The 25,994-nt window shown below is 59.7% G+C and carries 15 protein-coding genes; 9 read left to right on the top strand and 6 right to left on the bottom strand.

Going from position 1 to position 25,994, the window contains the following annotated elements; translation table 11 throughout:
- Window positions 1-11: 11 nt before the first annotated feature.
- Complete coding sequence (locus A6V37_RS07150) at window positions 12-929, top strand: glycosyltransferase family 2 protein (protein ID WP_165614511.1); 918 nt, start codon at window positions 12-14, stop codon at window positions 927-929.
- A 74-nt stretch (window positions 930-1,003) separates the two neighbouring features.
- On the opposite strand, the gene A6V37_RS07145 is transcribed toward A6V37_RS07150, so the two are convergent.
- A complete protein-coding gene (locus tag A6V37_RS07145) occupies window positions 1,004-3,598 on the bottom strand; it encodes a glycosyltransferase (protein WP_064272412.1) in 2,595 nt (864 codons plus the stop codon).
- 355 nt (window positions 3,599-3,953) lie between these two features.
- Window positions 3,954-6,545, bottom strand: coding sequence for a glycosyltransferase (locus A6V37_RS07140; RefSeq protein WP_064272411.1), 2,592 nt, complete (start codon window positions 6,543-6,545; stop codon window positions 3,954-3,956).
- A gap of 767 nt (window positions 6,546-7,312) precedes the next feature.
- Here A6V37_RS07140 and A6V37_RS07135 point away from each other — a divergent pair.
- Together A6V37_RS07135 and A6V37_RS07130 are read left to right on the top strand one after the other, a co-directional pair.
- On the top strand, window positions 7,313-10,384 hold the full coding sequence (locus A6V37_RS07135) for a glycosyltransferase (RefSeq protein ID WP_064272410.1): 3,072 nt from the start codon (window positions 7,313-7,315) through the stop codon (window positions 10,382-10,384).
- Between the two features lie 5 nt (window positions 10,385-10,389).
- The gene (locus A6V37_RS07130) at window positions 10,390-11,331 is read left to right on the top strand and encodes an NAD-dependent epimerase/dehydratase family protein (protein ID WP_064272409.1); all 942 of its coding nucleotides are present in this window, start codon (window positions 10,390-10,392) and stop codon (window positions 11,329-11,331) included.
- 49 nt (window positions 11,332-11,380) lie between these two features.
- Here A6V37_RS07130 and A6V37_RS07125 read toward each other — a convergent pair whose 3' ends face one another.
- Window positions 11,381-13,915 (bottom strand): class I SAM-dependent methyltransferase, encoded by a 2,535-nt coding sequence (locus A6V37_RS07125; protein ID WP_064272408.1) that lies wholly within the window; start codon window positions 13,913-13,915, stop codon window positions 11,381-11,383.
- An 815-nt stretch (window positions 13,916-14,730) separates the two neighbouring features.
- Here A6V37_RS07125 and A6V37_RS07120 point away from each other — a divergent pair.
- The 5 genes from A6V37_RS07120 (at window position 14,731) to A6V37_RS07100 (ending at window position 20,638) form a co-directional block, all read left to right on the top strand.
- A complete protein-coding gene (locus A6V37_RS07120; RefSeq protein WP_064272407.1) occupies window positions 14,731-15,594 on the top strand; it encodes a glycosyltransferase in 864 nt (287 codons plus the stop codon).
- Window positions 15,591-16,550 carry an NAD-dependent epimerase/dehydratase family protein gene (locus A6V37_RS07115; RefSeq protein ID WP_064272406.1) on the top strand — a complete coding sequence of 320 codons (960 nt, stop codon included), beginning with the start codon at window positions 15,591-15,593 and terminating at the stop codon, window positions 16,548-16,550. The genes A6V37_RS07120 and A6V37_RS07115 overlap by 4 nt, the downstream gene beginning before the upstream one ends.
- Complete coding sequence (locus tag A6V37_RS07110; protein ID WP_100249468.1) at window positions 16,547-17,563, top strand: MraY family glycosyltransferase; 1,017 nt, start codon at window positions 16,547-16,549, stop codon at window positions 17,561-17,563. The genes A6V37_RS07115 and A6V37_RS07110 overlap by 4 nt, the downstream gene beginning before the upstream one ends.
- 4 nt (window positions 17,564-17,567) lie before the next feature.
- Window positions 17,568-19,445: a polysaccharide biosynthesis protein gene (locus A6V37_RS07105; protein WP_064285879.1), complete on the top strand. Its 1,878-nt coding sequence runs from the start codon at window positions 17,568-17,570 to the stop codon at window positions 19,443-19,445.
- A 137-nt stretch (window positions 19,446-19,582) separates the two neighbouring features.
- Window positions 19,583-20,638, top strand: a complete 1,056-nt coding sequence (locus A6V37_RS07100) for an acyltransferase family protein (protein ID WP_064272403.1) — start codon at window positions 19,583-19,585, stop codon at window positions 20,636-20,638.
- Here A6V37_RS07100 and A6V37_RS07095 read toward each other — a convergent pair.
- Window positions 20,595-21,695, bottom strand: coding sequence for an MraY family glycosyltransferase (locus A6V37_RS07095; protein ID WP_064272402.1), 1,101 nt, complete (start codon window positions 21,693-21,695; stop codon window positions 20,595-20,597). The two genes, A6V37_RS07100 and A6V37_RS07095, sit on opposite strands and share 44 nt — an antisense overlap.
- A gap of 266 nt (window positions 21,696-21,961) precedes the next feature.
- On the opposite strand from A6V37_RS07095, the gene A6V37_RS07090 reads away from it, so the two are divergent.
- The gene (locus tag A6V37_RS07090; protein ID WP_064272401.1) at window positions 21,962-23,512 is read left to right on the top strand and encodes a methyl-accepting chemotaxis protein; all 1,551 of its coding nucleotides are present in this window, start codon (window positions 21,962-21,964) and stop codon (window positions 23,510-23,512) included.
- Window positions 23,513-23,586: 74 nt separating this feature from the next.
- On the opposite strand, the gene A6V37_RS07085 is transcribed toward A6V37_RS07090, so the two are convergent.
- On the bottom strand, window positions 23,587-24,024 hold the full coding sequence (locus A6V37_RS07085; protein WP_064272400.1) for a hypothetical protein: 438 nt from the start codon (window positions 24,022-24,024) through the stop codon (window positions 23,587-23,589).
- Window positions 24,024-25,982 carry an RICIN domain-containing protein gene (locus A6V37_RS07080; RefSeq protein ID WP_064272399.1) on the bottom strand — a complete coding sequence of 653 codons (1,959 nt, stop codon included), beginning with the start codon at window positions 25,980-25,982 and terminating at the stop codon, window positions 24,024-24,026. The genes A6V37_RS07085 and A6V37_RS07080 overlap by 1 nt, the downstream gene beginning before the upstream one ends.
- Window positions 25,983-25,994 lie beyond the last annotated feature (12 nt).

The following is a 25,994-nucleotide window of genomic DNA, read 5'->3' as shown; positions in this document are numbered from 1 at the left end:
AATACCCATCGGTGTCGGCGATCGTAGTCACGTTTAATCCGGATCTGGCGACCTTTGAGACAATTCTCGCGGCAATCTGTCCGCAGGTTGATCGGGTTGTGATCGTCGACAACGGTTCGAAGCCGGCCGTGATGGATAGGCTCGAGCAACTCTCTGCGCGTCACGATTGCATCCTGAAGGCGCTCGGTGAGAATCTCGGCATCGCGACTGCTCAGAATCGCGGCATTGAGGCGGTCAAGGACTATGTGCGTGGCGAAGCACTAGATTCGCACTTTGCTCTGTTTTTAGATCACGACAGTATTCCTGCTGGCAATATGGTGCAGTGCCTGCTTGAGGCTGACTCTCGCATACGGGAACGCGGGGAGCGCGTAGGCGGCGTAGGTCCGGTCACGCTCGACAAGCGGACCGGCACGGCGGCTCGCTTCATGCGCGAACGCCGCTTCTGGCTTAACCGTGAGAAGTGCCCAAGCGATGTGCCTGAACTACCCGTTGATTTCCTGATCTCGTCGGGCACATTGACGCGACTTGACGTACTAGACGATGTGGGCGGGATGAACGATGGCCTGTTCATAGACCATGTCGACACAGAATGGTGTCTGCGTGCGTTGGCGCGAGGTTATAGGCTCTATGCCGCCCGCGATGCGTTGCTGACGCATTCACTGGGCGACGAAGTGGTCGAAGTGTGGAGTGGGCGCTGGCGTGAGGTGTTTGTGCATTCCCCCATTCGCGACTACTACGCATCACGCAACGCGCTCTTACTGCTTCGCCACGTGCCTATGAGTTTTGCATGGCGCGCTTTTCTGTCGGTCCGATTGGTGGCGCAGATTATGTTCTTTGGCTTTTTCGTAGCGCCAAGACGTCAGCGTTTGAAGCTCATGGGAAAAGGGTTGCTTGACGGCATGAGCGGACGGAGCGGGAAGGTGAATTAACAACGACGCGTGCCGCAATTGCGGCACGCGTCGTTACTGGGTGGCGACCGGGAAGACGAAAACCCGAAGGAGGTTCACTCCGTTACAAGTTCCATGAAAGGGGTCGGTGCGGAAAATCGCAATCCGAACCACTTCCTGTTGATGAACTCGTATACGTAAACCGGCGCCTTGGATTTCGCAAAGACACGAACGCGCCACGACTCACCAGGTTTTACGGTGATGTCCTGGAGATCGAAGCGAATCGGTCTCGTCAGATCCAGTCTCTGAATGTCAATGGCGATGTGGTTCTTGACATTGTCTTCCGGAGAGACGAGTTCGACTCCGACCTGACCTTGCTTAATGAAGTCCACCGTCAGTGCAACATACAGAGCCGTCCACTTTCCCGTTGGTGGCGAGATGCGGTATTCCCGGAAGGGTATGTTGTGCAGTGAGTCACTCAATTCGAGTGACGATCCATTCAATCGCCAACCTTGTTCGTCGCTGAATGACTTCAGGCGCGCGAACTGCGGCGAGATCAGGTTCCAAAGATTGCTTCTCGCCGACAGGATACGGTGACGCCACGAGTAGCGGTGGATGCGCCGGAAGTTGGCGAGTTCGCCGGCCTGCTCTATTGCTGGCGTGGTAGACGCATTGCCTGCGCCTACACCATTAATTTTCCTGGACCATGAGGCGAATTTGTGAAGGCGGTTGGCCTGCGTTTCCCATGAAGCTTCATGATCGAACTTCGTGAGAATGCTGTCGAGCACGGCGGCGTTCTGCGAGCCAGAAAAGTTTTCCGCGCAGTATTCCGCATTTTTCTGACGTATCTGATCAAGTGACGATTTGTCTTTAAGCGCATCGACGAGCGCCGTGTACCACGAGAGCGGCTGCGCGGAATCATGCACGAACACGGCATTGCCGCATTCCAGGATCTGGTCGTACGGCTTGGTGTCGGGCAGCACAGGCACGGCGTTCATGATCAATGCCGACATAAGCGGATGCAATGTCTTGTAGGCGTTGTTGGCCGTGGCGCTTGGCGCGTGAAGCAAAAAATCGGGCGAATAGCGCGCGAATCGGCGCATCGCAAACAGATAATCCAGCTCAAACGGCAAAAGGGTAATCCGGAAATTCTTCGGCAGCCCCTTGGTCAGGTTCTTGTATTCGCTCTCGCTGGGCTCTGGCGCAATGAGATGAACGTTGCGACCCTCGCTCACCAAACGCTGGATGGCAGGGAACACGACTTCCCAGAGTCCCTTCGCGCGATGCGAGCCCGTCGCGCATGCGATGACCAACTCGTCCTGGTTCTTCGATTCGTGATAGTCGATGAACAGCGAACGCTGATCGTAGTAGGAGACTGGGAAACAAAACAGCTGGTCGTGTAGTTTCTCCTCCTCGAAATACTCAAGGAGATTCCGGCTGGACAGCAATACGCCATCGAACATCGCCAGGTCTTCGCGGTATTGATCCGGGCGATAGTCTTCGTTGCCGGGCGGCAGTTCCCCGATCTTTGCGAGCAACGGAAGATTGTCGTCAAGGAAGTAATACGCCGGCACATTCATCGCGCGCGCGGCATCCATCCACGCGGAAAACACGCTGATGTGCCGGACGAAGATCACGCAGCTGGCGCGAGCGAGTTCTTCGACGCCGTATCCCGTGCTGATTGAAATGATCCGGACGCGCCTAGCGACTTCCGGTGGCAGCATGTTGAAGTAGAGATACGTCGAAGCATCGTAGTGCGCGGTGACGACGAGGATGTACCCGGCTCCAGATGCTGGGCCGGGATCGGCCGGCAACGCCCAGTTACGTGCTGCCGCATGCTTGACGGCAAGGCGGTGAGCAACATTTTGTGTGCTCGCACCATGCACCGGGTTCGGGGCGAATACCTCGTAATTCCCAAGCTGATCTGGATGCAAGCGTTCGTTGCGCGCAGTGTGCATCCATTCATTGGCAGCCCAGCTGTCAAGTACGTAAGTATGTCCGAGGCTGTCGTTCGTGATCGGTCCTTCTTCGAGACCAACCGCGACATCGACTGCTTTAACTTCGTACCGTTCAGCGATGCGGCACCAGAGATCCCAATCGCATAACCGCGCGATGACGACGTGTGGGTCGTAGAAGCCGACGTCTTCGATGATTTCCTTCGTCAGCAACACGCCGTTATTCGGAATGAAATTCTCAACGCGCAGCGTCCCCTGCGAGCGAGCGACGCCAAGACGAGTTGTCACGATCTCGCCGGTCGCTTCGTTGCGCAGCGACATCTCAACGTGCCCGTAGATCATCGCGTGAGGCGCCTTCTCGGATTCCTTGAGGAGCTTTTCGAGAGCGTCTTCGTTAAACATCGTGTCGTCAAAGGCAAACGACAGACGATCCGCTCGGGCTTTAAGGTACCCCTCGTACTCCGAGATTGCCGGCAGGCCGATGTTCTTCGGATGCCGCAGGCAGCTCACGCGACCGTCTTTCGCGAGATACTCGGCGATCTGGTCAGCGGTACCGTCCGTGCTCGCATCGTCGATGATGATCAACTCGATGTCTTCGAGCGTCTGGGAGAGGATCGAATCGACGCAACGCCGGAACATGCCGCTCTTGCCGCGGCGGAAGGTCGGAAGCAGGACCGAAATTTTGGGCTTGTGCGACGGATCATAATCCGTTCCAGGCATCCAGATCGTGTCGCGAACAAGGTCTTTGACCAGCATTGGGGTCTCTCAAAATGGGTACGAAAGTGCACTTCCGAGTATAACAAACGCATATTTCGAACTCGAAACGCACAGGGTGCCGCTTGAGTGGCAAGCCTTAACTGCTGGTCCTCGACTGCGACAGTATTTCAGAGGCGGATGGGGGCAACCTGCGGTGCCGGCCGCGAATTCTGGTTTGCCTGCCAAGGCAGCGGGCTGTCCGCCCTTTGGCGTGAGTGGACGGAGCGGGAAGATTAGCTAGCAACGGCGCTTGCCGCGATTGAGACAAGCGCCGTTGCTAAATGTTAAGGCTCAGCGGACCAAGGATGCGGCTGCGTAACTCGCGACCGTTGGAAGGCAAGAAACCGGGCGAAGCTCACTCCATTACAAGTTCCATGAACGGTGTCGGGTTCGTATACCGCAGGCCCATGAAACGTTTGTTGATGAATTCAAAAACATAGACGGGGACTTTTGCCTTGGCGAAGATCCGGATTTTCCACGTCTCGCCATGTCGTACGTTCACGCCCGATAGTTCAAAGCGGACTGGTACGTTCAGATTTGCGGTTTGCAGATCTACCGCGATGTGGTCCCGAATCTCGTCCCTAGGATTCACTATCTCGATACCGATGATGCCTTGCTGCACGAGATCGACTGAAATAGCAAGCAGCACGGCTTTCAGCTTTCCGGCGGGGGGATTTACGCGGTATTCGCGAAACGGCATGTCGCTGAGCGAATCGCTGAGTTCGAGTGAAGACGCGTGGCGTCTCCAGCCTTCTTTCTCGCTGAAAGCCTTGATGCTTTTGAAGCTCTCGGCGGTCGAGTCCCATAGATCGGTGCGTCGCTGCATGAGGCGATGACGCCATGAGTAGCGGACCATCTTGCGATATGCGCCGAGCTGTCTTACCGTCTCGTCGGCCGGCCCGAGCACAACATGTTCCACTGGTATGCCGCCCTTTGATCGCGTCCACGACATAAGTTTGTACAGGCGCCGAGACTGTTCGCTCCAGCTTGCCTCGCCGCCATGTTTGCGCAGCATTTCTCGCAGGATGAATTCATTCGCCTGACCAGAGAAATTTTCTCGGCAATACTCTCTGTTCCGCTCCTTTGTCAGGGTAACGTCCACTTTCTTGTCAAGCAACGCAACGAAGGTCTCATACCAGGAAATCGGTTTGGCAGCATCGTTGACCAGCACCAGATTGCCACGGTCTGCCACCTGGATATACGGTTCTGTTTCTGGAGCAATCAGAACGCAATCGAGCATCAAGGCGGCAACAAGAGGATTGAGCGTTTTGTATGCGTTATTTGTCGTCTCGCTCGGCGCATGGACCATATAGTCCGGGGAGAACCTGGCAAAGCGACGCATTGCGAACAGGTAACTCACGTCGAAGGGAATGAGCGTGATACGTAGATTTTCTGGACGTGCTTCAGACTCCAGTTGACGGGAACCGTCCGAGATCGCCATGACCAAGTGCACTGGTCGGCCGCCTTCGGCCAGCTTCCTGACCGCTGGGAATACGACGTCGTGCATTCCCCTCGATCGATGCGAGCCACCCGCGAAGACGATCACGGTTTCACCGGGAAGCTTCTTTTCCTGATAGTCGAGAGAAAGGGGTGCTTGCCTGTAGAAGGAAACCGGGAAATAGTGAAGATTATCGTGAAGCAGATGTTCCCGGAAATAGGTAACCAGATTGCGACTCGACAGCAGCACGCCCTCAAACATCTTCATCGTCGTGCCGAATCTCGCCGTGCTGAAATCCTCACCTGGGATAACAATTTCCTTGTTGCTTTGCAGAAGCGGAAGATTGTCATCAAGAAAGTAATAGCACGGTATGCCGAGAGATTTGGCCGCGTCGATCCAGATCCGTAACGGGGCAATTACCCTCACGAAGATTACACATGTCGCACGCGCAAGTTCTTCGTAAGAAAAAATGCCGCTTAGCGTGATTACTCGGACGCGTCTCGCGATCGATGGCGGCAGCATGTCGAAACACAGTGTCGTCGAGGCGTTGTAATCGACTGTGACGATCAGGATATATCCGTCCGTGTCGGCAGAACTGACCGGCACCGGTACGCTCCATCCTCTCGGCAACCCGTGTTTGCGCGCCAGTCCCTCGAAAATGGTCAGCGTGCTTTGGCCGAGATTTGCATCAAGCGAAAAGACGTCGTACTCACCGAAGTTCTCAGGCCTGAGCCTTTCATTGCGATACGTGCGCATCCACTCATCAGATGCAGCGCTGTCGAGTGCATAGGTATTACCCACGCTATCGCTCTGCATCGGTCCGCCCTCCTGGCCAACCGCCACATCGACAAACTTAAGTTCGTAGCTGTCGGCTATGCGTCCCCATAAATCCCAATCGCAAATACGGGCCATGCCGATGTGAGGATCATAAAGACCTACGTCTTCGACTATCGTGCGCGGCATCAACACGGCGTTGTTCGGGATGTGATTGCTGAGTCGAAGTAGCCCTTGTGAACGATCTGAGCCTAGCCGACTCGTGACGATATCGTCGCTGAGTTGGTCCTTATGTGACCACTCGATGTGACCGTAAACTACCGCATGCGGCGCTTTCTTCGACTCCTCAAGCAACTTCGCTAGCGCGTCCTCATTGAACATCGTATCGTCGAAAGCGAATGCCAGACGATCAGCCCTAGCCTTGAGATACCCCTCGTATTCGGAGATTGCCGGCAGGCCGATGTTCTTCGGATGCCGCAGGCAGCCCACGCGGCTGTCGTTCGCAAGATACTCCGCGATCTGATCAGCGGTGCCGTCCGTGCTCGCGTCGTCGATGATGATCAACTCGATGTCTTCGAGCGTCTGGGCCAGGATCGACTCGACGCAGCGTCGGAACAGGCCGCTCTTGCCGCGGCGAAAGGTCGGGAGCAGGACCGAAATTTGGGGCTTGTGCGACGGATCATAATCTTTTCCGGGCATCCAGATCGTGTCGCGAACAAGGTCTTTGACCAGCATTGGGGTCTCTCAAAAATAGGTACGGAAGTGCGTCTACGAGTATAACAAACGCATGTTTCGAGTCCGCACCGCATAAGGTGCGGCGCTGAAGATCGCGCGTGGTGTGCCAGGCCTCGGTTGCGGCACCATTTCGGAAGCTGATACGGTCGACCTGCGCGGCTGGCCGTGGATCCTGATTTGCGTGCCAAGGCGGCGGGCCGCTCGCCCTCCGGAGCGTGCGGCGAGTGTTTGATTCACGTGTTGGGCGGTGAAATCGTGGCGGTATCGTTCGAATGAAAGCGCGAGGTCTGCTTTCATTCGCCGCTATGCGAATACAACATGTGCCGCAATACGCCGCTTATTCGCACTTCACTCGTATTTCGCCCGGTCGGTGTTTTTTCTTTCAATGCGATTCGTGGACGCAAATGTGTTTTTCATTGCGTCACGGTACCCGGTTGCAATGCGTGATGGGTAAGTCGTGCGATGGTTTTTCAAACGTAAGCGAATGGATCGCACGTTAGGGCGTTTCGACCGAATCGCGAGTAGTCCAAGGTAAATTTGACGAGATTATTTGTAACTAAAAATAACAACAAAATGCAACATGGTCGTCTTGACACAATCTGTGAATAATTTAGGGGTATTTAGTAGCATAATGGCCTCCCCGGCTCCGGCTAATGCGTTCGATTGGGCAGTCTTCGTTTGAAACGGTGCACCGAGTGGCTCGGTCCTGCCGGTAGTCGCAAACAGTGCCAGTCGCCATGTCTCATTTCAGCTATCAAGTAACCGAAATGAAAGTCTCTCAGATCATCTCGAACGCGCGGGTGATTAGCGCAGGACGCTCGCGCTATAAGCCCAAAATCAGCGTCGTGACGCCGACATATTGCCGCAATGGGGAAGGGTTGTTGCTGCGCTGTCTGGATTCCGCCGCCATTCAGTCGTTCACAGATTTCGAACACGTAATTATCGACGATGGCTCGACGGACGGCTCACAAGCCGTTCTGACCGACGCGGCATTGCGCGACGATAGGATCGTTTATATCCGCCATGACAAGAACAGCGGGCTGCCAGGGGTTCGAACCAATGAGGGCATCATGCGTGCGCGCGGTGATGCAATCGCCTTCCTGTTCGACGACAACGTGTTCGCACCTGACTTTCTCGAAAAAGCGTGGCACAAACTCGAGACGAGCAATGCTGACGTGATCATTACGAACGTCGAGATGCTGACCAAGCAAGGCAATGCATTCATGCTCGGTGGCTGGCCGCAAACGATCGAGATGTTGCGGAACCTGAACACCATTCCAAATGGTGGTGTGCTCGTGCGTCGTTCGTTTTTCGACCGGTTTGGTCTTTACGATCCGCACCTGATGCTGCGCCGCGTTTGCGACTGGGACCTGTGGCTGCGCGCATTGAGACTGGGCGCCCGTTTCGCCTATCTCGATACCGTCAGCGCGGTGGAGCACGGGCTGGTTTCGCCCAATTCGCTTGGTAATACCGTCGCGTGGGACGTCAAGGCCGTGTACGGATACATGATGGACGAGCGCCGTTTCGCGGAACGAAGCGCGACCCTGACGCCCGAGCGGATCGTCGACGTGGACGTTCTGGACCCCACGCCTTTCTTTCCCTATTTGCGTAACTCCGGCGAATGGCTCGAAGTCGTCAAAACCTTTTTCGAGCCCTTTGCCCGCCGCCTGAGCGCCGACCCGGCGAAGGTGTTGACGAACCGGCAATCGTTTGCGATGCCGAGCACGTGGTTCGAGAAATCCGAGGGACCGCAGCGCCGCCGTGTATTGATTGTCAGCAACGTCACCAATGCGTGGGTCGCCACCTGGCTCGCTGAGCTGAGAAACGATCCTGCATTGATTGTCCTGAATACGCCGGAATGGAATCTGTCGGCCTTCAGGCCGGACGACACCGACGTATTGATGGTATTCGACGGAAGCTACGTCTCGGCGGCTTACCAGATCGAAGCATTTCGCGATGCCGGCGTGCCCGTGATCTATCTGGCCGGTGACGGCGTGGGTTCGGAAGAGCATGCCGTGAAACAAGGCGTGGATCCACGCGATTTTCTGCAAAACAAGGATGTCGCGACGACGTTTGGAGGATATGCATTCTTTGCCCAGCCGCAGGCCACCATGAACAGCCAGCAGCTCGGAGTCGCCATGCAAATCGCGGCGGCGTCGATGGCGGTGGTGGGCAGCGCAAGCGCCTACGAGGCGCTCGGCGCATCGTGCCCGCATATCGTGCCGCGCCTGACGGAGGGGGCGTGGGACGGCCTGGACGACGCGGCGGCGCCCGTTCAGGCGGATGCCACGTATGACCTGCCGTCCGGCGTCGTTCCGGGCGCGCTCGAACAGGTCATGCCGCCGACTCATCGCCCCCCTACGGGGGGCACCGCCAATACGAAGGCATTGCGCTCGAGCTGGGAGTCGCTCAGCGCGCTCGTGCAGGTACGCCACAATACCCGCATCGCCATTTCTGCTTCGAGCTATGACGAGTTGTCCGCGTTCGAGCGTTTTGGGATTTCGGCCACTGCAGTGCGGAACGGGGTCGAAATCGTCGCGACCAATGGCCGAACGCTGAAGGTAGATCCGCAAGCGTGCAGTGCCATCGGCAACTGGATGCGTAGCTACGTGCGGATCGCTTCAATGCATCGGGGCAACACCGGCGCTCCCACCATGGCCGTGTTTCTGCACAGCGAAATGTTCTCGGGGTCCGAAGTCTATGGACTCGGTCTCGCGCGGAACCTGTCGCTGCTCGGCGCGGATGTTCGTGTCTACATTCCCGAGGAACACAAATACGGCGCGGATTCGGGCCTGAGCGAAATCAACAGTTGGCTGGAGCGTCATGGGCTCAAGCCGGTCGAACGCGCTCCCTACACGGCTGGCGCTGTGTTCCTGCATCTCGATCAGGAACGCCGGGATGCGGAGACTGAACAGCTCGATACGTTCATCCGCGAACGGGGAATCGGCGTGGTGATCTGTTCGGGTTTCATGCCGGTATTCGCAGTGGACGCCACGCGCCGCTCGTATCGGGTCTACCAGGCCCTGTTCCAGCCTTCCGCATACGATGATATCGCGGATCTCTCGTATCTTCGTGGCCGCGTCGACGGAATCCTGTCCGATTGCGAATGGTCGCTCAGTCATTTCGCGCGAGTTTCCGAAGTGCCGTCGAGGGTCGTGCGCACGTCGCTGCCGCTCAACGAGGCCGTGGCGACGCCGGTGAGGACGCAGCCGCAGTGGGCATCGGGTCCGGTGCGCATTGCGATTGGCGGAACGCTCCAGCCGCGCAAGCGTCAACTGGAAGCCGTGCTGGCCGTTTCGGCGTTGCGCGACGCTGGCTATGACGTCGAGTTGAATATCTACGGATATGCACTGTCCGTGCTCGATGCCTACGTGCGGCAAATCGACGAGCAGATTGAAAAGCTGCATCTCGAGTCGCGGGTACGCCGCTGTGGCCTCGTGCAGTTAGGCGAGATTGCCGCGAACAACGACATCATTCTGTCCGCGTCGCTCGACGAGAGTCTGCCGCAGACCTTGCTCGAACTGCTGCGCTGCGGCCTGGTGGGGGCGGGCGTGCTGAGCGGCGGCATCGACGAAATCCTGACCGATAGCGTGACCGGCTATCTGACGCACGACGCGTCAGTGGACGGTATTGCCGCGGTGCTCAAGCGCGCGATCGACGATCGCGCAAACTGGCCGGACCTGATCCGCGAGACGCAAGTCATCCTCGCGCGGGATTACGTCCGTGAGTCCACGTCCAATGCGCTCGTTACGCTGCTTTTCGAGGGCAGCAATGGCGGACTCGCCATGCCGGCGGCGCGCAAGGCCAATGCGGCGGCGGAAGCCATGGCTGGAGCCTGAACCCCATGACGGATCATCTGCCAGTATTGCTGATCGGAGCATCGGGCATGATTGGATCAGCCATCGCGTCGATGTTGCCTGAGCACGGATATACGGTGCGCGCATTCGTGCGGGACGGCTGCCCGCAGACTCCTCTCGCGCGTCGGCCGGACGAAATCGTCCGGGGCAATATGCTGACGGGACAAGGTCTGGATGAAGCGGTGAAAGGTGTTCAGGCTGTGCTGTATTTTGCGGGCACGTCGGTTCCGGCTACCTCTGGGGACAATCCGGCTATTGAATTTGAAGCTTCGCTGCCACCGCTCACGAATGTATTGAATGCGCTGGTTCGCTGCAATCCGCAAGCACGATTCTTTTTTCCATCAACCGGCGGCGCGATATACGGATCTTGCGACAACGCGCCAAGTGAATCGAGTCCAACGCATCCCCTGTCGGCCTACGCGCTGGGTAAAGCGCTCGCGGAACAGACGGTGCAGTTTTACAACGACGTCTTCAACATTCGCAGCGACATTCTGCGGATCTCCAACGCGTATGGCTATGCGCGGCCGAGAATCGTGCCGCAAGGCGTGATCGATCATTTTCTCGACAACGCGATTCGCGGGGTGACTTCGCAGGTTTGGGGCAGCCTGGACGTGCAGCGCGATTACATTTTTGTCGACGACGTCGCGCATGCCGTGCTGAGTTTGTTGCAGGCGAACCGGCGGCCCAGTTCCGTCTACAACGTGGGGCAGTCCGAAAGCCATTCGCTGCGTCAAGTGCTGAGCCTGATCGAGCAGGTTACCGACAGGCAGCATCGCTACGAATTAGTCAATGACCAGTATTCAGGCGTGGCGCGAAGCTCGATCGATTGTTCGCTGCTGACGCGTACGGTGGGATGGCGGCCGAGCATATCGCTCGAAGACGGGATCGCTCGCACGTGGCAACGAAAATGCGCGTTGCGTGACAGGTAAAACGACGGGTAAAAAATGGCGCCTCCAATATTCGGGGCGCCATTTTCATTTACTGGTAGACCGGCTCGCAGAACAGGTGAATTTTCTTGACCTGCCGCAATGCGTTCAGGCCGCGCCATTCGATCGTGCGGATACCTAACGCCTCGACTGCCGGCAGCGCCTGCAAGCGGATGCGGACGAAGCCACGAGCGACGTCGATCGGTGTGAACGAAATCTCGACAGGCTCGACCGACAGGTCGCCGCGCGGCGTGAGTTTCGCACCCGCAAGCACGCTGTTCGAGTCGGCCGACCATACTGCGCAATCGAACAGCGGCGTGGGCGCCGATGGCGTGAACTGCGAAGTGACGGCGAGGCGGATTCCGGCAAGCGCTCCGTTCTCGACCGGCAGATCGTAAATCCACTCCTGCCCGCCGCGCCAAAGATTGCTTTCCTGAAGCCGCAACCCTTGCGCGATCCACCCATGCCGCTCGCCAAATTGCTTCAACGAATTGAAGCGCGGTGAAATCAGGCTGGTGAGATTTTGCGCCCGGCGGCGGTAAAGCCGGATAGCGCGGCTCAAAGGTTCGCCGCCCCCTTCGCGCGACAAGGCCGCATGAACGGCCTCCTTCTGAGACGCGGGCGGCTCTTCGAAGACGGGTTCGATCGCAGCCGGGGGCTCCGGTTGTGATTCCGGCTCAGGCTGTTGCGCCGCGGCAGCGAGTTCGGCAGCTTGTGCAGCGGCGAGTTCGGCAGCTTGTGCGGCGGCGAGTTCGGCGGCTTGCGCGGCTGCAGCCGCAGCCTGCTCGGCCGCCAAGCGTTGCTCTTCGAGGTGAAGCTGCAGTTGGACAACCGCCTTTTCCAGTTCCTCCAGTTTGCCGCGCTGCTGTTGATCGCGCCGGATCAACTCGGTATTGACCGCCGTAATGCGCTTGGCGACAAGCGTTCCATCCGCCTCGATCGCCTGATGGGTATCGACGACGGCGCGCTCGACTCGGTCCAGCCGTTCGTTGAGCGCAACGAGTTCGGCGTCGAGGGACCGAAGCTGATGACTCGCGCCGCGTGCGTCGGTCGCCATGCTTTCGATCTGCCCGCGCCAGTGCGCCACCACCTCGCCCAATTCGGACACCGAGTTCGGCAGCTCGGCGAGCGCCGTGAACATGTTCGCCTCTCCCACGCGCGCTTCTTCAGCCCGGCGGGCCGTCAGGAGCGGCGGCTCCTGATAGACCGTGGTGCGAACACGCTCGGCGAACTCGGCTGGGCTAATCGGCGACTTGACGACCAGCATTTGCAGGAGCATCTGCTCGCACACGTCGTTCAGGGAGTGCCGCAACACGCGCTTGGCGGGCTCGTCGAGGCCGCGGTAAGCCGGCATGTAGAAGAACTCGCACTTCAGCAGGCGCAGATCGGCACGCCAGTTGCTGTGGTCCGACGATGCCAGCCCCCAGTTGATCGCCGAGGGGAAGTCGTAGTCGGCAACCTGCAACGCTGTTTCGGCGGCGTTCGTGAAGAAGCGCGCCGTATGTTCGTTGAATACCTGGACGTGGTACGGATTGGCAAGGTTGAGTCCCGTTGCCGAGTAGGGTGCCACGATCGTCACGAGCGCCCTGTCTTTGCAGACCCGGTGAATCTCGTGGATCACGCTCGGCAGGTCGTCGAAATGCTCCAGCGAATGCGAGGCCACCAGATAGTCGACCGAATCTTGCGGCAGCGGAATGCCCTTGTTGACGTCCGCCGTAATGTCGACGCCCGGCAATGGGAAACGGTCGATGCCGACGAAGCCGGGGCGTTTCACCGGCCCGCAGCCCAGATCGACTTTCACCACGCGCTGCGCGGTGGGGATGGCCTTGCCGAACAGATGCTCGCGCTCTGAGGTGTCGGTGATGTCGCCGCGGTCGTCCTTCGCGATCCAGAAGGCCCTGAGATTGCTGTCGTCCACCCAGCCTTGATAGGAGAAGTGGCAGTCGGCGCAAGACTTCGTTGCCTGATCACGCTGATCGAGCCGCAAGGTATGGCACAACGCTTGCCGTTGCTGCTCGACGGTTTCGCCGGCCGGATTGTCCGCAGACTGCGTGCCGAGTTCTTCTCTATTTTGCAGGAGCCGGTGACAGGCGAATTCGCGGCCGTCGGTGTCGAAACACCAGAAGCCTTGTTCGACGCTCGGGCAGCCGCCGTGAATGGACGCCGAACGCACGGGAGGCGGCGCATCGGGCCGGGCGGCGAGCGGCACGCCAATGGTGTGGAGGTCGTCCGCGCCGAGGTCGTCTTCAGTCAGAAAGCCGGCGCACTTGTTGAGGTTCTTGACTTCCGTGCCGTCGAAGCCCGGCAGCGCCATGGTGATGACCGGGCATGCCATTGGTTTCAGGGCCGTCAGAATCTCGCGATCGGTGGTCGCGTCGCACCATACGACAATGCGTCCGCCACGATCGCGCAGCGTATTGCCGATCAACTGGGCAAAACGCGAAAAAGACGGATGACTGGTCGGCGTTGCATGCACTCCCAAGTCGACCACCGCGATAGTGGGCGACGTTTGCAGAAGCGTTGCGATGCGCTGGAGGCTGGCGTCGTCGATGAACGGCGGTAGTGGGCCGTTGTTTGCCGCTACCATTTCGATGGCCAGTCGCTTAAATTCTGAGTTCAATCGCTGTTTGCCCATATATTGATGTGGGGACGAATGATGATGCAGACGTGCGGGCTCTACGAACGTTACGCAGCGTCGAACGGTTGGTGAAGCAGCACTTTCGGTGCCCACAAAATCGAATAGCGTCTGGACGCCGATAAAACGCAGATTTGTGAACAATGGCAAGACAAGGAAGATTGACTTGGCAAATGCCCTGTGCAATTGGCCGAACGGGCTGCAATCCGTGCTGACCATCTATATTGAGGATACCACGCGAGTTTCGCAATTGGCGCAATGAGTTCGTAACGGTATGTTGCCGCTTTGTTTCCAGCTCTTACAGGCCCCGGTGGCATATGGCTGACACAATTGTCTGCTGTGGTCTTCCGCGTAAAGAGGCTATATTAATTGGGCGATTTAATGTTTTGTCTGAACTTATTCTGGTTAAGTAATCGGCAGATTTATTAAAACACATTATCGAAATAAATTCGAATGCGTGATATTAAATAACAATGCTGCAATATCGGTTGTCTTTCGCTTACTTACTTGCACAGGGTTGATTTGACAGCCTGCCACGCACCGGTTTCCAGTCTCACAGCCGTCCTACAACGGCTTGACCCACGGCGCGGGCAGGCAAGCGGGCGTGGGCATCCCGCCGAACCGGCAGGCCGCGCCTCCCACACCATGTTTCACGAATCTTCCCTTGGTAACAAATCGCAATCGGACTGCCCAAAATCCGCTTTTTCCTTCAAACTACGGGGCTTCGAAATGGGGGCAAATTGGGGCGAAGTAACGTCAGCGGTGTGATGCGGGAGTCGGGTGCGGGCCGAGAGGCGCCGCGACTGCGTACAGAGGCTGCCGATCTGTCGATTTCCGTGGTGGTGTACAAGCCGGATGTCGCGCAACTCGACCGCACGCTCGCGACGTTGCGCGAGAGCTGGGTCGCGCTGCTGCGTACGGCACCGCGTTTGTCCGCGAGCATTTTTCTGGTCGACAACGGCGGCGCCCCTGACATGACCGCCACCGTCCGCGCGTTCGCGGACCTCGATATACCGTGCACCGTGATTGCGGGACACGGCAACGTCGGTTACGGCGCGGGCCACAACCTTGCGCTGGCGCAAACCAACAGCACGTATCACCTGGTGCTCAATCCCGATGTCGAACTGGCCGCGGATGCACTGGAGAAAGCACTGGCTTTCCTCGATGCCAACACCGGCTACGGCTTGCTCACACCCTACATCTGCGACGAGCGCGGCGAGCAGCAGTTTCTCTGCCGCCGCTTTCCAACGGTGCTCGATCTGCTCGCGCGAGGTTTTTTTCCGGCGAAGCTGCGTGCTCTCTTTGCCGGGCGTCTGTCGCGCTATGAGATGCGCGAGGTGGTCAACGACCAGGACATGGTGATCAACCCGCCCATCGTGAGCGGTTGCTTCATGCTGTTCCGCACGGACGTTTTGCGTCGCCTCGACGGCTTCGACGATCGCTATTTCCTCTATTTTGAAGACTACGATCTATCGCTTCGCACGCACGACGTGTCGGACGTGGTGTATCTGCCCGCGGTGCGCATCCTTCACCACGGCGGCGGCGCATCGCGCAAGGGCTGGCTGCACGTGCGCCTGTTCGTCGCGTCGATGGTGAGGTTCTTCAACCGTTTCGGGTGGAAATGGCTATGAGCCATATCGCCGTCACGGGAGCCAATGGCTTTGTCGGACGCACGGTCGTCCGGACGCTGCTCGCGCGCGGCCATCAGGTGACGGCCATTGTCCGGCGCAGCACCGCTGAAATCGACGGCGTGCGGCAGTACGTGGCGGGCGAGACGGCTGCGTCCGCGTGGCCTGCGGACCTGAGGCCGGATGCCGTGATCCATCTTGCCGCGCGCGTGCATGTGATGCGCGAGAACGCACCCGATGCGTTGGCGGCTTTCCGCGAGGCCAACGTGGCCGGAGCGCTCAGGGTTGCCGAGGCGGCGCAACGCGCGGGCGCGAGGCGCATGGTCTTCGTGAGCAGCATCAAGGCGCTGGCGGAAGTAGACAGCGGCCGTCCGTTGCGCGAAGGCGATACGCCGCAGCCGCAAGATCCCTATGGGGTGTCCAAGCTCGAGGCTGAGCAAGCGCTGGTCCGTTTCGGCGAGCAAGGCGGACTCGAGATCGTGATCGCGCGCCCGCCGCTGGTGTATGGTCCGGAAGTGCGCGCGAATTTCCTGCAGTTGATGAGCGCGATCGCGAGAGGCATCCCCTTGCCGCTGGGCGCCATCGCGGCGCGCCGAAGTCTCGTCTACAACCAGAATCTCGCCGACGCGCTGATCCTGTGCGCAACCGACCCGCGTGCGGCGGGCGAGTGTTTTCACATCACCGACGGCGCCGACCTGAGCGTCGCCGAACTGGCGAAAACGCTCGGGCGCCATCTGAACAAACCTGTCTGGCTGCCACCCGTGCCGGCTAGCTGGTTGCTCCTCGCAGGCCGGCTGACTGGGCGGTTGCCGCAAGTCGAACGGCTGGTCGAACCGTTGCGTGTCGACTCGTCGCACATTCGCGAGAAGCTGCAGTGGCAACCTCGCTTTTCCGCTGAAGAAGGGCTGGCGCTGACCGCCCAATGGTACCGATCGACGCATCGAGGCCACGCATCATGAACGCAGTTTTTCTCCCACCAGCCCTGTTGGTGGCCGGCATATCGTTCGCGGCAAGCGCGCTCGTTCTGTTTGCATTGCTGAAGACCGGCGTCGCCTGGCGTCTTGCGACCGACATTCCAAACGACCGTTCTCTGCACGTGCGGCCCACGCCGCGTGTCGGCGGCTGGGCCATTGTTCCGGTCGTGGTGGTGGCGATGGCGATCGTCGCGCCGACGCTCTGGCTCGCCGCAGCCGGCGCTTGTTTGCTCGCCGCGGTCTCCCAGATCGACGACCGGCGCGGACTGCCCGCGCGCGTCCGGTTCGCCGCCCATCTGGCCGCGGTGGTGGCGCTGGTATGGGGCCATCCGGCCCCCGCACCGCTTTGGCTGCTGCTAGCCATGTCGTTTTTGCTGCTATGGCTGGTCAATCTTTACAACTTCATGGACGGCGCGGACGGCCTGGCAGGTGGAATGGCCATGTTCGGCTTCGCAGGCTACGCGATTGCGGCGATGATCAGCGTGCACGCGTCGCGCGAACTCATGCTGGCCTCGGCGGCCGTGGCCGGTGCGGCGGCAGGCTTCCTGCTTTTCAACTTCCACCCGGCGAAAGTGTTCATGGGGGACGCGGGCTCGATTCCGCTGGGCTTCCTCGCCGGCGCGCTGGGCTATTGGGGATGGAGCGATCAGGTCTGGCCCATCTGGTTCCCGGCGCTGGTTTTCTCCTCTTTTATCGGCGATGCCTCCGTCACGCTGCTGCGGCGGCTGTTTCGCGGGGAAAAAATCTGGCAGGCGCACCGCGAACACTATTATCAGCGCATGGTTCAGTACGGCCTCGGCCATGCGAAGACAGCGAAGATCTGGTATCTGGTCATGGTGACGGGCATAATGCTTGCTTTGATATCGTTGGGCTGGCCCCCGGTCGTGCAGTGGTGTAGCGTTGGGGCTTGGGTGATCGTACTCGTATTGATTGGCATCGGTATCGATTCTCGCTGGCGCCGATTCAATTTGGCACATTGCGAACAACCTGAGGTGTGAACCGATGCTTCGACTCAAAGCCTCGTGGCTGTCTTTTAGCGCCTTCCTCTTCGACCTGTGCGCCGTCGTCGGCGCCTGGCTCGCCGCCTATCTGATCCGCTTCAACGGTTTTGTTCCGATCGAATTCTGGTCCGGCGCCGTTAAGGCGCTCGTCTGGATTCTGCCTGTCTACGGGCTGATGTTCCGCGTATTCGGCCTGTACCGCGGCATGTGGGTCTTCGCCAGTCTGCCGGACCTCATGCGTATCGCGAAGGCGGTGCTGACCGGCGCGTTCACGATGATGATGGTCGCGGTCATGGTTCAGCCGTACCCGATCATCCCGCGCTCCGTGCTGGTGGTGTCCCCGCTGCTGCTGTTCCTTGCCATGGGCGGTTCACGCGCGCTCTATCGCGCCTCCAAGGAGTTCTATCTCTACGGTGGGCTGGTGGGGCAAGGCAAGCCTGTGGTGGTGCTTGGCGCGGGCAACGCGGGCGCGAACCTCGCGCGCGAACTGTCGCGGTCGAGCGAATGGCGGCTCGTCGGCCTGCTCGATGACGACTCGGCCAAGCAAGGCCGGGAAATTTACGGCTACAAGGTGTGGGGGCCGATTAGCGACTTGCAGCAGTGGGCCGCCGACATGAAGGTCGAGCACGCGATCATCGCCATGCCGTCGGCGTCCGTCGATGCGCAACGGCGTGTGGCCACGTTGTGCGTGCGCGCCGGCGTTCGGGCCATGGTGCTGCCTGCCTTGACCACGCTGCAGCAAGGTGAGGCGTTCCTGTCGCGCGTGCGTCAGATCGACCTCGAAGACCTGTTGGGACGCGAGCCGGTGCGTATCGACATGCCGCATGTCGAAGCGCTGCTGAGTGGCCGCGTGGTGATGGTGACCGGGGCGGGTGGCTCGATCGGTTCGGAGCTGTGCCGCCAGATACTGCGTTTTGAACCCGCCCAGCTGATTGCTTTCGATCTGTCCGAATACGCCATGTATCGCCTCACCGAGGAGCTGCATGAGCGTTTCCCGAAGCTTTCCGTGGTGCCGGTGATCGGCGATGCCAAAGACTCCTTGCTGCTCGACCAGGTGCTGTCGCGCTACACGCCGCACATCCTGTTCCATGCGGCGGCGTATAAGCACGTGCCGCTCATGGAAGAGCTGAATGCGTGGCAGGCGGTGCGCAACAACGTGCTGGGCACGTACCGCGTCGCGCGCGCGGCGATTCGTCATGACGTGAGGCACTTTGTGCTGATCTCCACCGACAAGGCGGTGAACCCGACCAACGTGATGGGCGCCAGCAAGCGCCTCGCGGAAATGGCTTGTCAGGCGTTGCAGCAGACCAGCACGCGCACGCAGTTCGAGACCGTGCGGTTCGGCAATGTGCTGGGCAGCGCGGGCAGCGTGATACCGAAATTCCAGCAGCAGATCGCGAAAGGCGGCCCCGTGACCGTCACGCATCCGGAGATCACGCGCTTTTTCATGACCATTCCGGAAGCGTCGCAACTCGTGCTGCAGGCGTCGAGCATGGGGCAGGGCGGCGAGATCTTCATTCTCGATATGGGCGAGCCGGTAAAGATCGTCGATCTGGCGCGCGACCTGATCCGCCTGTACGGCTTTAGCGAAGAACAGATTCGCATCGTGTTTACCGGCTTGCGTCCAGGCGAAAAGCTGTACGAGGAATTGCTGGCCGACGACGAAGCGACCACCCGCACGCCGCACCCGAAGCTGCGCATCGCGCAGGCGCGTGAGACGCCCGACAATCTTCTCGACGAACTGCTGCCATGGCTGATGCAGCATCGTGTGCCGGGCGATCAGGAGGTCCGGCGCGATCTGCGGCGCTGGGTGCCGGAGTATCAACCGGCTGCGGCGCCGACGCTGGAGAGCGTGAGCGCGGTTCCGCGGGTTTCGTAGTGAATTCGCGGCGATAAAGAAAGCGGTTCGGGCGCTCGTCTGGCTTTCCTTTGTGATCGTCGTACGCTACGTGCGGCCGGTGCTTCCGCTTTACTCGATTATTCCTAGGGCATCGAACAGAGTTATCCGAGAGCAGAATGGAAGCGATTAGCCAGCCTGAACGTCGTATCGGTATTCAAGGGTTACGCGCCCTGGCTTGCCTATTTGTTCTCGTTCAACATGTGACGTTTTTTGTGGCCTACGCGAAGGGGCTCGATTATCACCCGTATCTTGTCGTCAACTTTGGTCGCATCGGCGTAAGTCTGTTTTTCGTTATTTCCGGCTTCGTCATGGGGGGATGCCTCGGTCAGGGCAGTGCCTTCCTCTGGAATCGCGTTGCGCGCATCTTCCCGGCGTTCTGGATCGCAGTAGCTCTGAGCTATGTTGTTCTTCTGCGGGCCGAGCCCGCATGGCATCTCGACTGGCAGTCGCTGCTATTGCTGCCGTCGACAGCGCTCAACAACTCATACCGGATTCCGTATTGGACGCTGTGCTACGAATTTGCATTCTACTGCGTGACGTATCTGATGATTGTCTGCAGGCTATCGCGTACACAGATACTGACGGCTTGCACGATCTGGCTCCTCGCAATCATCCTCGTGGATGCTTACCGGCCACTGGGCGACATTGACGACGCTGCTGTGTTTGGGTTCGTGGCCCAGCCGGGAAAGTGGATATTGCTGACGCCGTACCCGATCTTTTTCATCGCCGGTCTGTTTGTGTCTGTGGCTGGCGCACAGTTCGCCGACCGTGTGCGGCCAGCTTACCTTGTCCTCTTCGCGATAGGCGCTTGGGGCGTTTCGAATAGCATCAAATTCTCCTCGCCCGCTCCCTTGTTTCTGATGCAAGCCTTGGCGTTTTGCTCCGCGGTGATCGCGGTACAGAACCTTGAGTTTCCACGTGTCTGCAAGAAGCTAGGCGATTTTTCGTATGGTTTCTATCTGGTTCATATGACGATCATTGCAGCCGTCATCTATGCGCTAAAGCCGTACGCAGTTCATATCAGGTTCTCGGTCCTGTGGATAGCCGTTGCGATTTCAGCTTCAATCGGCGGTCTGCTTTATGGATGGATCGAGTATGAGATACATAATCGGTTTATCAAGCGGATGTTTACCGCTTCGCCTTCCGCACCACCATCCACTTCGGCGACTTGAACCGAACGATGCTTACATAGAGCCACACGTACGTCGCCGCGAACACCACGACAAAGCAGAACAGATGCAGAGTATGCCGCCAGAATAGCGTGGCCGGCACCACCGCGATCAGACAGAGCAGCCACAGATACGGCGACGTCAGCGAATTGCGCCGCGTCAACTCCCGCGCGGTCTTCACCCCCACCGCCCAGCGCATCAGGCGCTTGTACACCAGCATGTGCAGATGCACGCCGTCTGGAATGCCCGGCGACATGCCGCGAATGAATTTCTTCCGGTAGATCGAGAAGCAGGTCTCGAAGATCGGATACATGAACAGCAGCACCGGATACCACGCCGACACGTCGCGATTGCGCATCACCAGCATGATCGACAGCTCGGCGAGCATGAAGCCGATGAAATACGCGCCGCCGTCGCCGAGAAAGATCAGCCCCGCCGGGAAATTCCAGATGAAGAAGCCGAGCACCGCGCCCATCATCATGAACGACGCCGACAGCACGATCGGATCGGACACCTGGAACGCCACGTAAGCGAGCGACGCGAACATCATGAACGCGACCATCGACGCCAACCCGTTGAACCCGTCGATGATATTGATCGCGTTGGCAAGCGCGGCGACGGCCAGCACCGTGACCGCACAGGAGATCACCGCATACGAGAGCAGGAAGTCGAGCGGCGGCACGCTGATACGCGTGACGGCGATATTCAGCAGGAAATAGGCGAGGGCAGCGGCGCCCATCGTGCAGACGAGCCGCGCGAGCGGCGATACGCGCTTGGTCAGATCCTCGACCAGACCGGAGCCGAAGGCCGGCATGCCGCAGGCAATCAGCCCCAGAATGCCGCCCGAAACGGCCGGATACGCGTGATGCAACTGCACGGCGGACGCGATCAGCCCGAGCAGGATGCCGGTCCCGCCGATGCGCGGCACCGGGCGCGCATGGAATTTCTGCACACCGGCCAGATCGGTGTCGGTGGAGAATTTTTCATGCAGATGCGCATAGCGCACGATCAACAGCGTGATCAGCAGTGAAACGAGAAAGCCGAGCGCAAAACTAAGCATGAAAGTGAGCCTGAGCGAAGACGCCGAATTATACAAACGAATCGTGAGGCGCCCGGAAAGCGGCAGCGTCGAGCGATCTGGCGAATATCCCAGATAGTGAGGCGCGAATTGCCCGCAAACGCCCGTCAGTCATGGATTTCACCTATTTAGCTGGGGTTCCGCGAAGTCGTTAAACAGGATGCGGCGAAGTGCCGGTTGCGCGCGAAAAACCGCGTGCGCCCGCCAACCTGTTGCGCCGCCGATCCGCACGACGTTCCGGAGACCCAATGCTAAAAAACCTCACCATTCGTGGTGGCCTGACGCTGGTCATCAGCGTCTTCGTCGCCTTTCTGCTGACAGTGATCGGCGTCGGCTACGGCGCGCTCAAACTCGCCAACAGCAGCCTCGACGAAACCCAGCACAGCGCCGCCGCTATGTCACATCTGAAGGCGAGCACTGAGAAGCTGCTGCAGGTGCAGCTCGCGCTGGGCTCATATCAGACGCTCTTTAGCGTCGGCAAGCAGACCGACGATCTTTTGCCGGCCGCACACAAGGTGCTGGTCGAATCGAACAACGACTTCAGCCGTTACATGGCGGGCCCGTTTGCGAGCGAGAGCGAGAAGAAACTTGCCCAGAGCGTGGAGCAGGCACGCAGCGCGCTGGTCGATAAAGTGCTCGATCCGGAGTTCAAGGCCCTCACCGATTTCGACTTCAATACTTTCCGCAACCTTCAGGGCGAGACCGCGAAAGACTTTTACGCGACCTATTCGAAAGCGATCGACACGCTCGAGCACGCGCAGATCGACAGCCAGCACCAGCAAGCCGAAACCGCCGCGCAACGGTTCCAGCTTGCGACGCTGCTATTCGCCGTGATCGGCGTGGTCGCGATCGTGGTGGGCGTGGCGGCGCGGATCGGTTTGTCGGCGGCGTTGATCAAGCCGGTCAATGCGACCGTCAAGCACTTCGAACGGATTGCCTCCGGCGATCTGACGGTCGCCATCAAAGTCAAATCGCGCAATGAGATGGGCCAGCTGCTGGGCGCGTTGACGATCATGCGCGACGGGCTCGTGGAGACGGTGGCCAAGGTGCGCGGCAGCACGGCGGCGATCACGCACGGTGCCAACGAAATCTCCGCGGGCAACGCGGATCTTTCCTCGCGCACCGAACAGCAGGCAGCGGCGCTTCAGCAGACCGCGGCGAGCATGGAGCAGCTGTCGGCCACCGTGAAGCAGAACGCGGACAACGCGAAGCAGGCGAACCGGCTGGCGCACGGTGCGCTCGACACGGTGACGCGCGGCGGCACAGTGGTCTCGCGCGTCACCGAGACCATGGACGGCATCAGCGAATCGTCGCGCAAGGTCACGGAAATCATCGGCATGATCGAGGGGATTGCGTTTCAGACCAACATCCTAGCGCTGAACGCGGCGGTGGAAGCCGCGCGGGCCGGTGAGCAGGGGCGTGGGTTTGCGGTCGTGGCTTCGGAGGTGCGCAGCCTTGCTCAGCGCTCCGGCGCGGCGGCGAAGGAAATCAAGGAATTGATCGGCGAATCGGCGGCCAAGGTGGAGCAGGGCGCGTCGCTGGTCTCCGAGGCACAGACGACGATTCACGAAGCCATGCGCGCAGTGGAGCGCGTAACGGGCGTGATGAGCGAGATCGAGGCGTCCGCGCTGGAACAGAGCGACGGCATCGAACAGGTCAACAAGGCGGTGTCACAGATCGACGAGGTGACGCAGCACAACGCCGCGCTTGTCCAAGAAGCCGCTGCGGCGGCGAAGTCGCTTGAAGAGCAGGCGGTCGCTCTGCGTGAGGCGGTTGCGGTGTTTCAGGTGGCGGCATAACGCACCCGTTGCCCGATTCTGAATCGACGGCGTTGCGCACAAAGTTCAAACGGCAAGCGGCACGCAAAGCACAGCTAATGATCGGTGAGGAAGTGCCAAAGCGCCATGCATTCGGTATCGGATATCTGATACTGGGGCATGGCCTTACGCAGCAAGACCTCCGCCGGATCAATGCCATTTTTGATCGCGCGGCAGAAAGTCATGGGGTCGTAGTTGCTGGGCGGTCCGCCGCGGCGGCGTGTCGCGACAAGCAGATTGCTTGCCGTCAAGGGCGGAGCGAACGCCGCCGCCTGTCCGGTTGGTGTGTGGCAGTTGACGCAGCGGGTCGTCCAGTCCGGCAATAGGCGATCGTCGTCGCGCAGGTGCGCCGGGATCGCGTGTTGTCCATTAAATATCAGGCATCCTAATGAGGATGGGTCGCACGATTGCGCCGCGTTGGCCGAATACGCTGTCGCGGCCAGCGCGAGACAGATCGTTGCGCTGGCCGCGAGGTGCTGCAACCGTGCCGCCATCACGGAATCTGCACCATGCGGGAGACGCTCGGCACGCCGCTGGCATTCAGCGCGAAGAGCATGTAGTACCCGGGGATCACCACGCCGGGGTCGGAGGGAATGGCCAGCAGATACTCGCCGCCCGTGCCCACCGTGAAACTCAGCGGGATGCGCCGTTGCTCGTTGTTGACCGAATGTGTCACCGACGACATCCGCATCAGCGCGAATGCCTGGATGCCGCTACTGGCGGACACGGCAATCGAAGTCCCGAGTTGAGCCGTGGCTGGCGCCGAACTGATGGTGGGCCGCGTCGCCGCCGTCCCGTTCGCGTTGAGCAGATACGGCGGTGTCAGTATCTCGACGTTGGTGTGGTTGGTCGAGCAACTCCCACACAGTCCGCCACCGCCGCTCAGCACGCGGCCGTCCGGCAGCAGCAAGCCGATGCTGTGATAGTTGCGCGGCACCGCCTGGGGATTGAGCGGTGTGAAAGTCATCTTCACCGGATCCCACAACTCCGGCGTCAGCACCGCGGTATCGTCCGAGAAAGGCTGGGCGAACGTCTGCCCGCCCATCACGACGACTTGCCCGTTCGGCAACACGACACTGTTGCTAAACGCGCGTTGATAGCTCATCGACGGAAGCGTCTGCGTCGTCGCCGTACCGTTGTTGAGGGTGATTAGCGTGGCATTGGACGTGGCGTTGGACGAGTCGTAGCTCGGCGCACCACCGACCGCGAGAATCTTGCCGATGTCGTACATCACGGCGTTGCCGTTCATTGCGTCGCTGTCGCTGCCTCGAACGCCGGCCGCAGTCACGTTGCCATTGCCCGACGTATCGAACCAATGCATCGCCTGGCTGGGGCCCGCATGGAACACCTGGCCGTTGGACACGGCGAACAACCACGCGTGGTTGTCGGCGCGGAAGATGCCGCCGGCGTCGTTCGTCAGGATGTAGTTATCGGTAATTGCACCGTTCAACTGCCAACCCGAACCGGGAATCCAGGTTTCGCCGGTTTTGCCGCCCAGCGGGCCATTCCATGATCCCCCCACCAGGAACACGTTGCCATTGCTTAACGTGACGCTCCCTTGGTAGGCGCGCGGAATGTTCATCTTGTCACCCGCAGCCCATTTCGCCGTGGAAGTCGAGTACAGACTGGTCAAGTCGCTGCTCGACCCGCCGGTGACGTATATGCGGCCGTCCGGCAGATTCACGATGCCTGGACAGAACATGTCGTGGCCCGTGTTGGTTTCGATCACCTGTTTGCTGGATTGGGTGGTGGGATTGAAGATCGCCGTATACGTCTTGCCCGGCGTGACTTCTCCTGCCGTGAAGTTCAGAGCGCTATCGGCCGACCAGAACAGCACGGTCCCGTCGGTCAGATTCGCCGCCGCCACCGGCACGATTGGGAGCTTGATGGGCGCGGTCCACTTCGACGGCAGCGCGGTCACTTTCAGCCCGGCTACCTGCCAGGTCTGCAGGGCACTCCCGTTGCATACCTGCTGCAGAATCTGCGGACCCGGCGTAGTCAGGCTCGCGGCCGCCAGACACATGCCGCTGTGCGATGCGACGAGCGCATACCCGTTACCCTGCGCCTTAATTGAGTAGGCCTGGTTGGCGCCACCATTGCAGGTCCATTGAATCACGGGTGCGCCGGCGGCGGTACTTGCGCCGGACACGTCCAGGCACAGACCGCTGTTCTGACTGACGAACTTGTACGGCGTTCCTGTGGCGGTCGGCTGCCAGATCTGATTGGAGCCGCCGTTGCACGTCCAGGCATCGACCATCGCGCCAGGGGAGAGTGATTGCGAATTGACATCCAGACACAGGCTCGAGCCGCTCAGCGTCACCGGGCCGGGCGTCTGCGCGCCGGCGAATCCGGAGTACGCGGCAAGGGTCCAGGTCAATGCGATCAGGAACAGGGACTTCACACTATTTTCGAATAGTCCCGCTGCGATTCTGGCGGAATGAATACGTGCCATGACTTTGGTCTC

The sequence above is a fragment of the Paraburkholderia ginsengiterrae genome, assembly GCF_001645125.1.
GTDB classification, from domain to species: Bacteria; Pseudomonadota; Gammaproteobacteria; order Burkholderiales; family Burkholderiaceae; genus Paraburkholderia; species Paraburkholderia ginsengiterrae.
The sequence above is the reverse complement of the archived record's forward strand: the minus strand, read 5'-3'. Positions and strand labels throughout refer to the sequence as shown.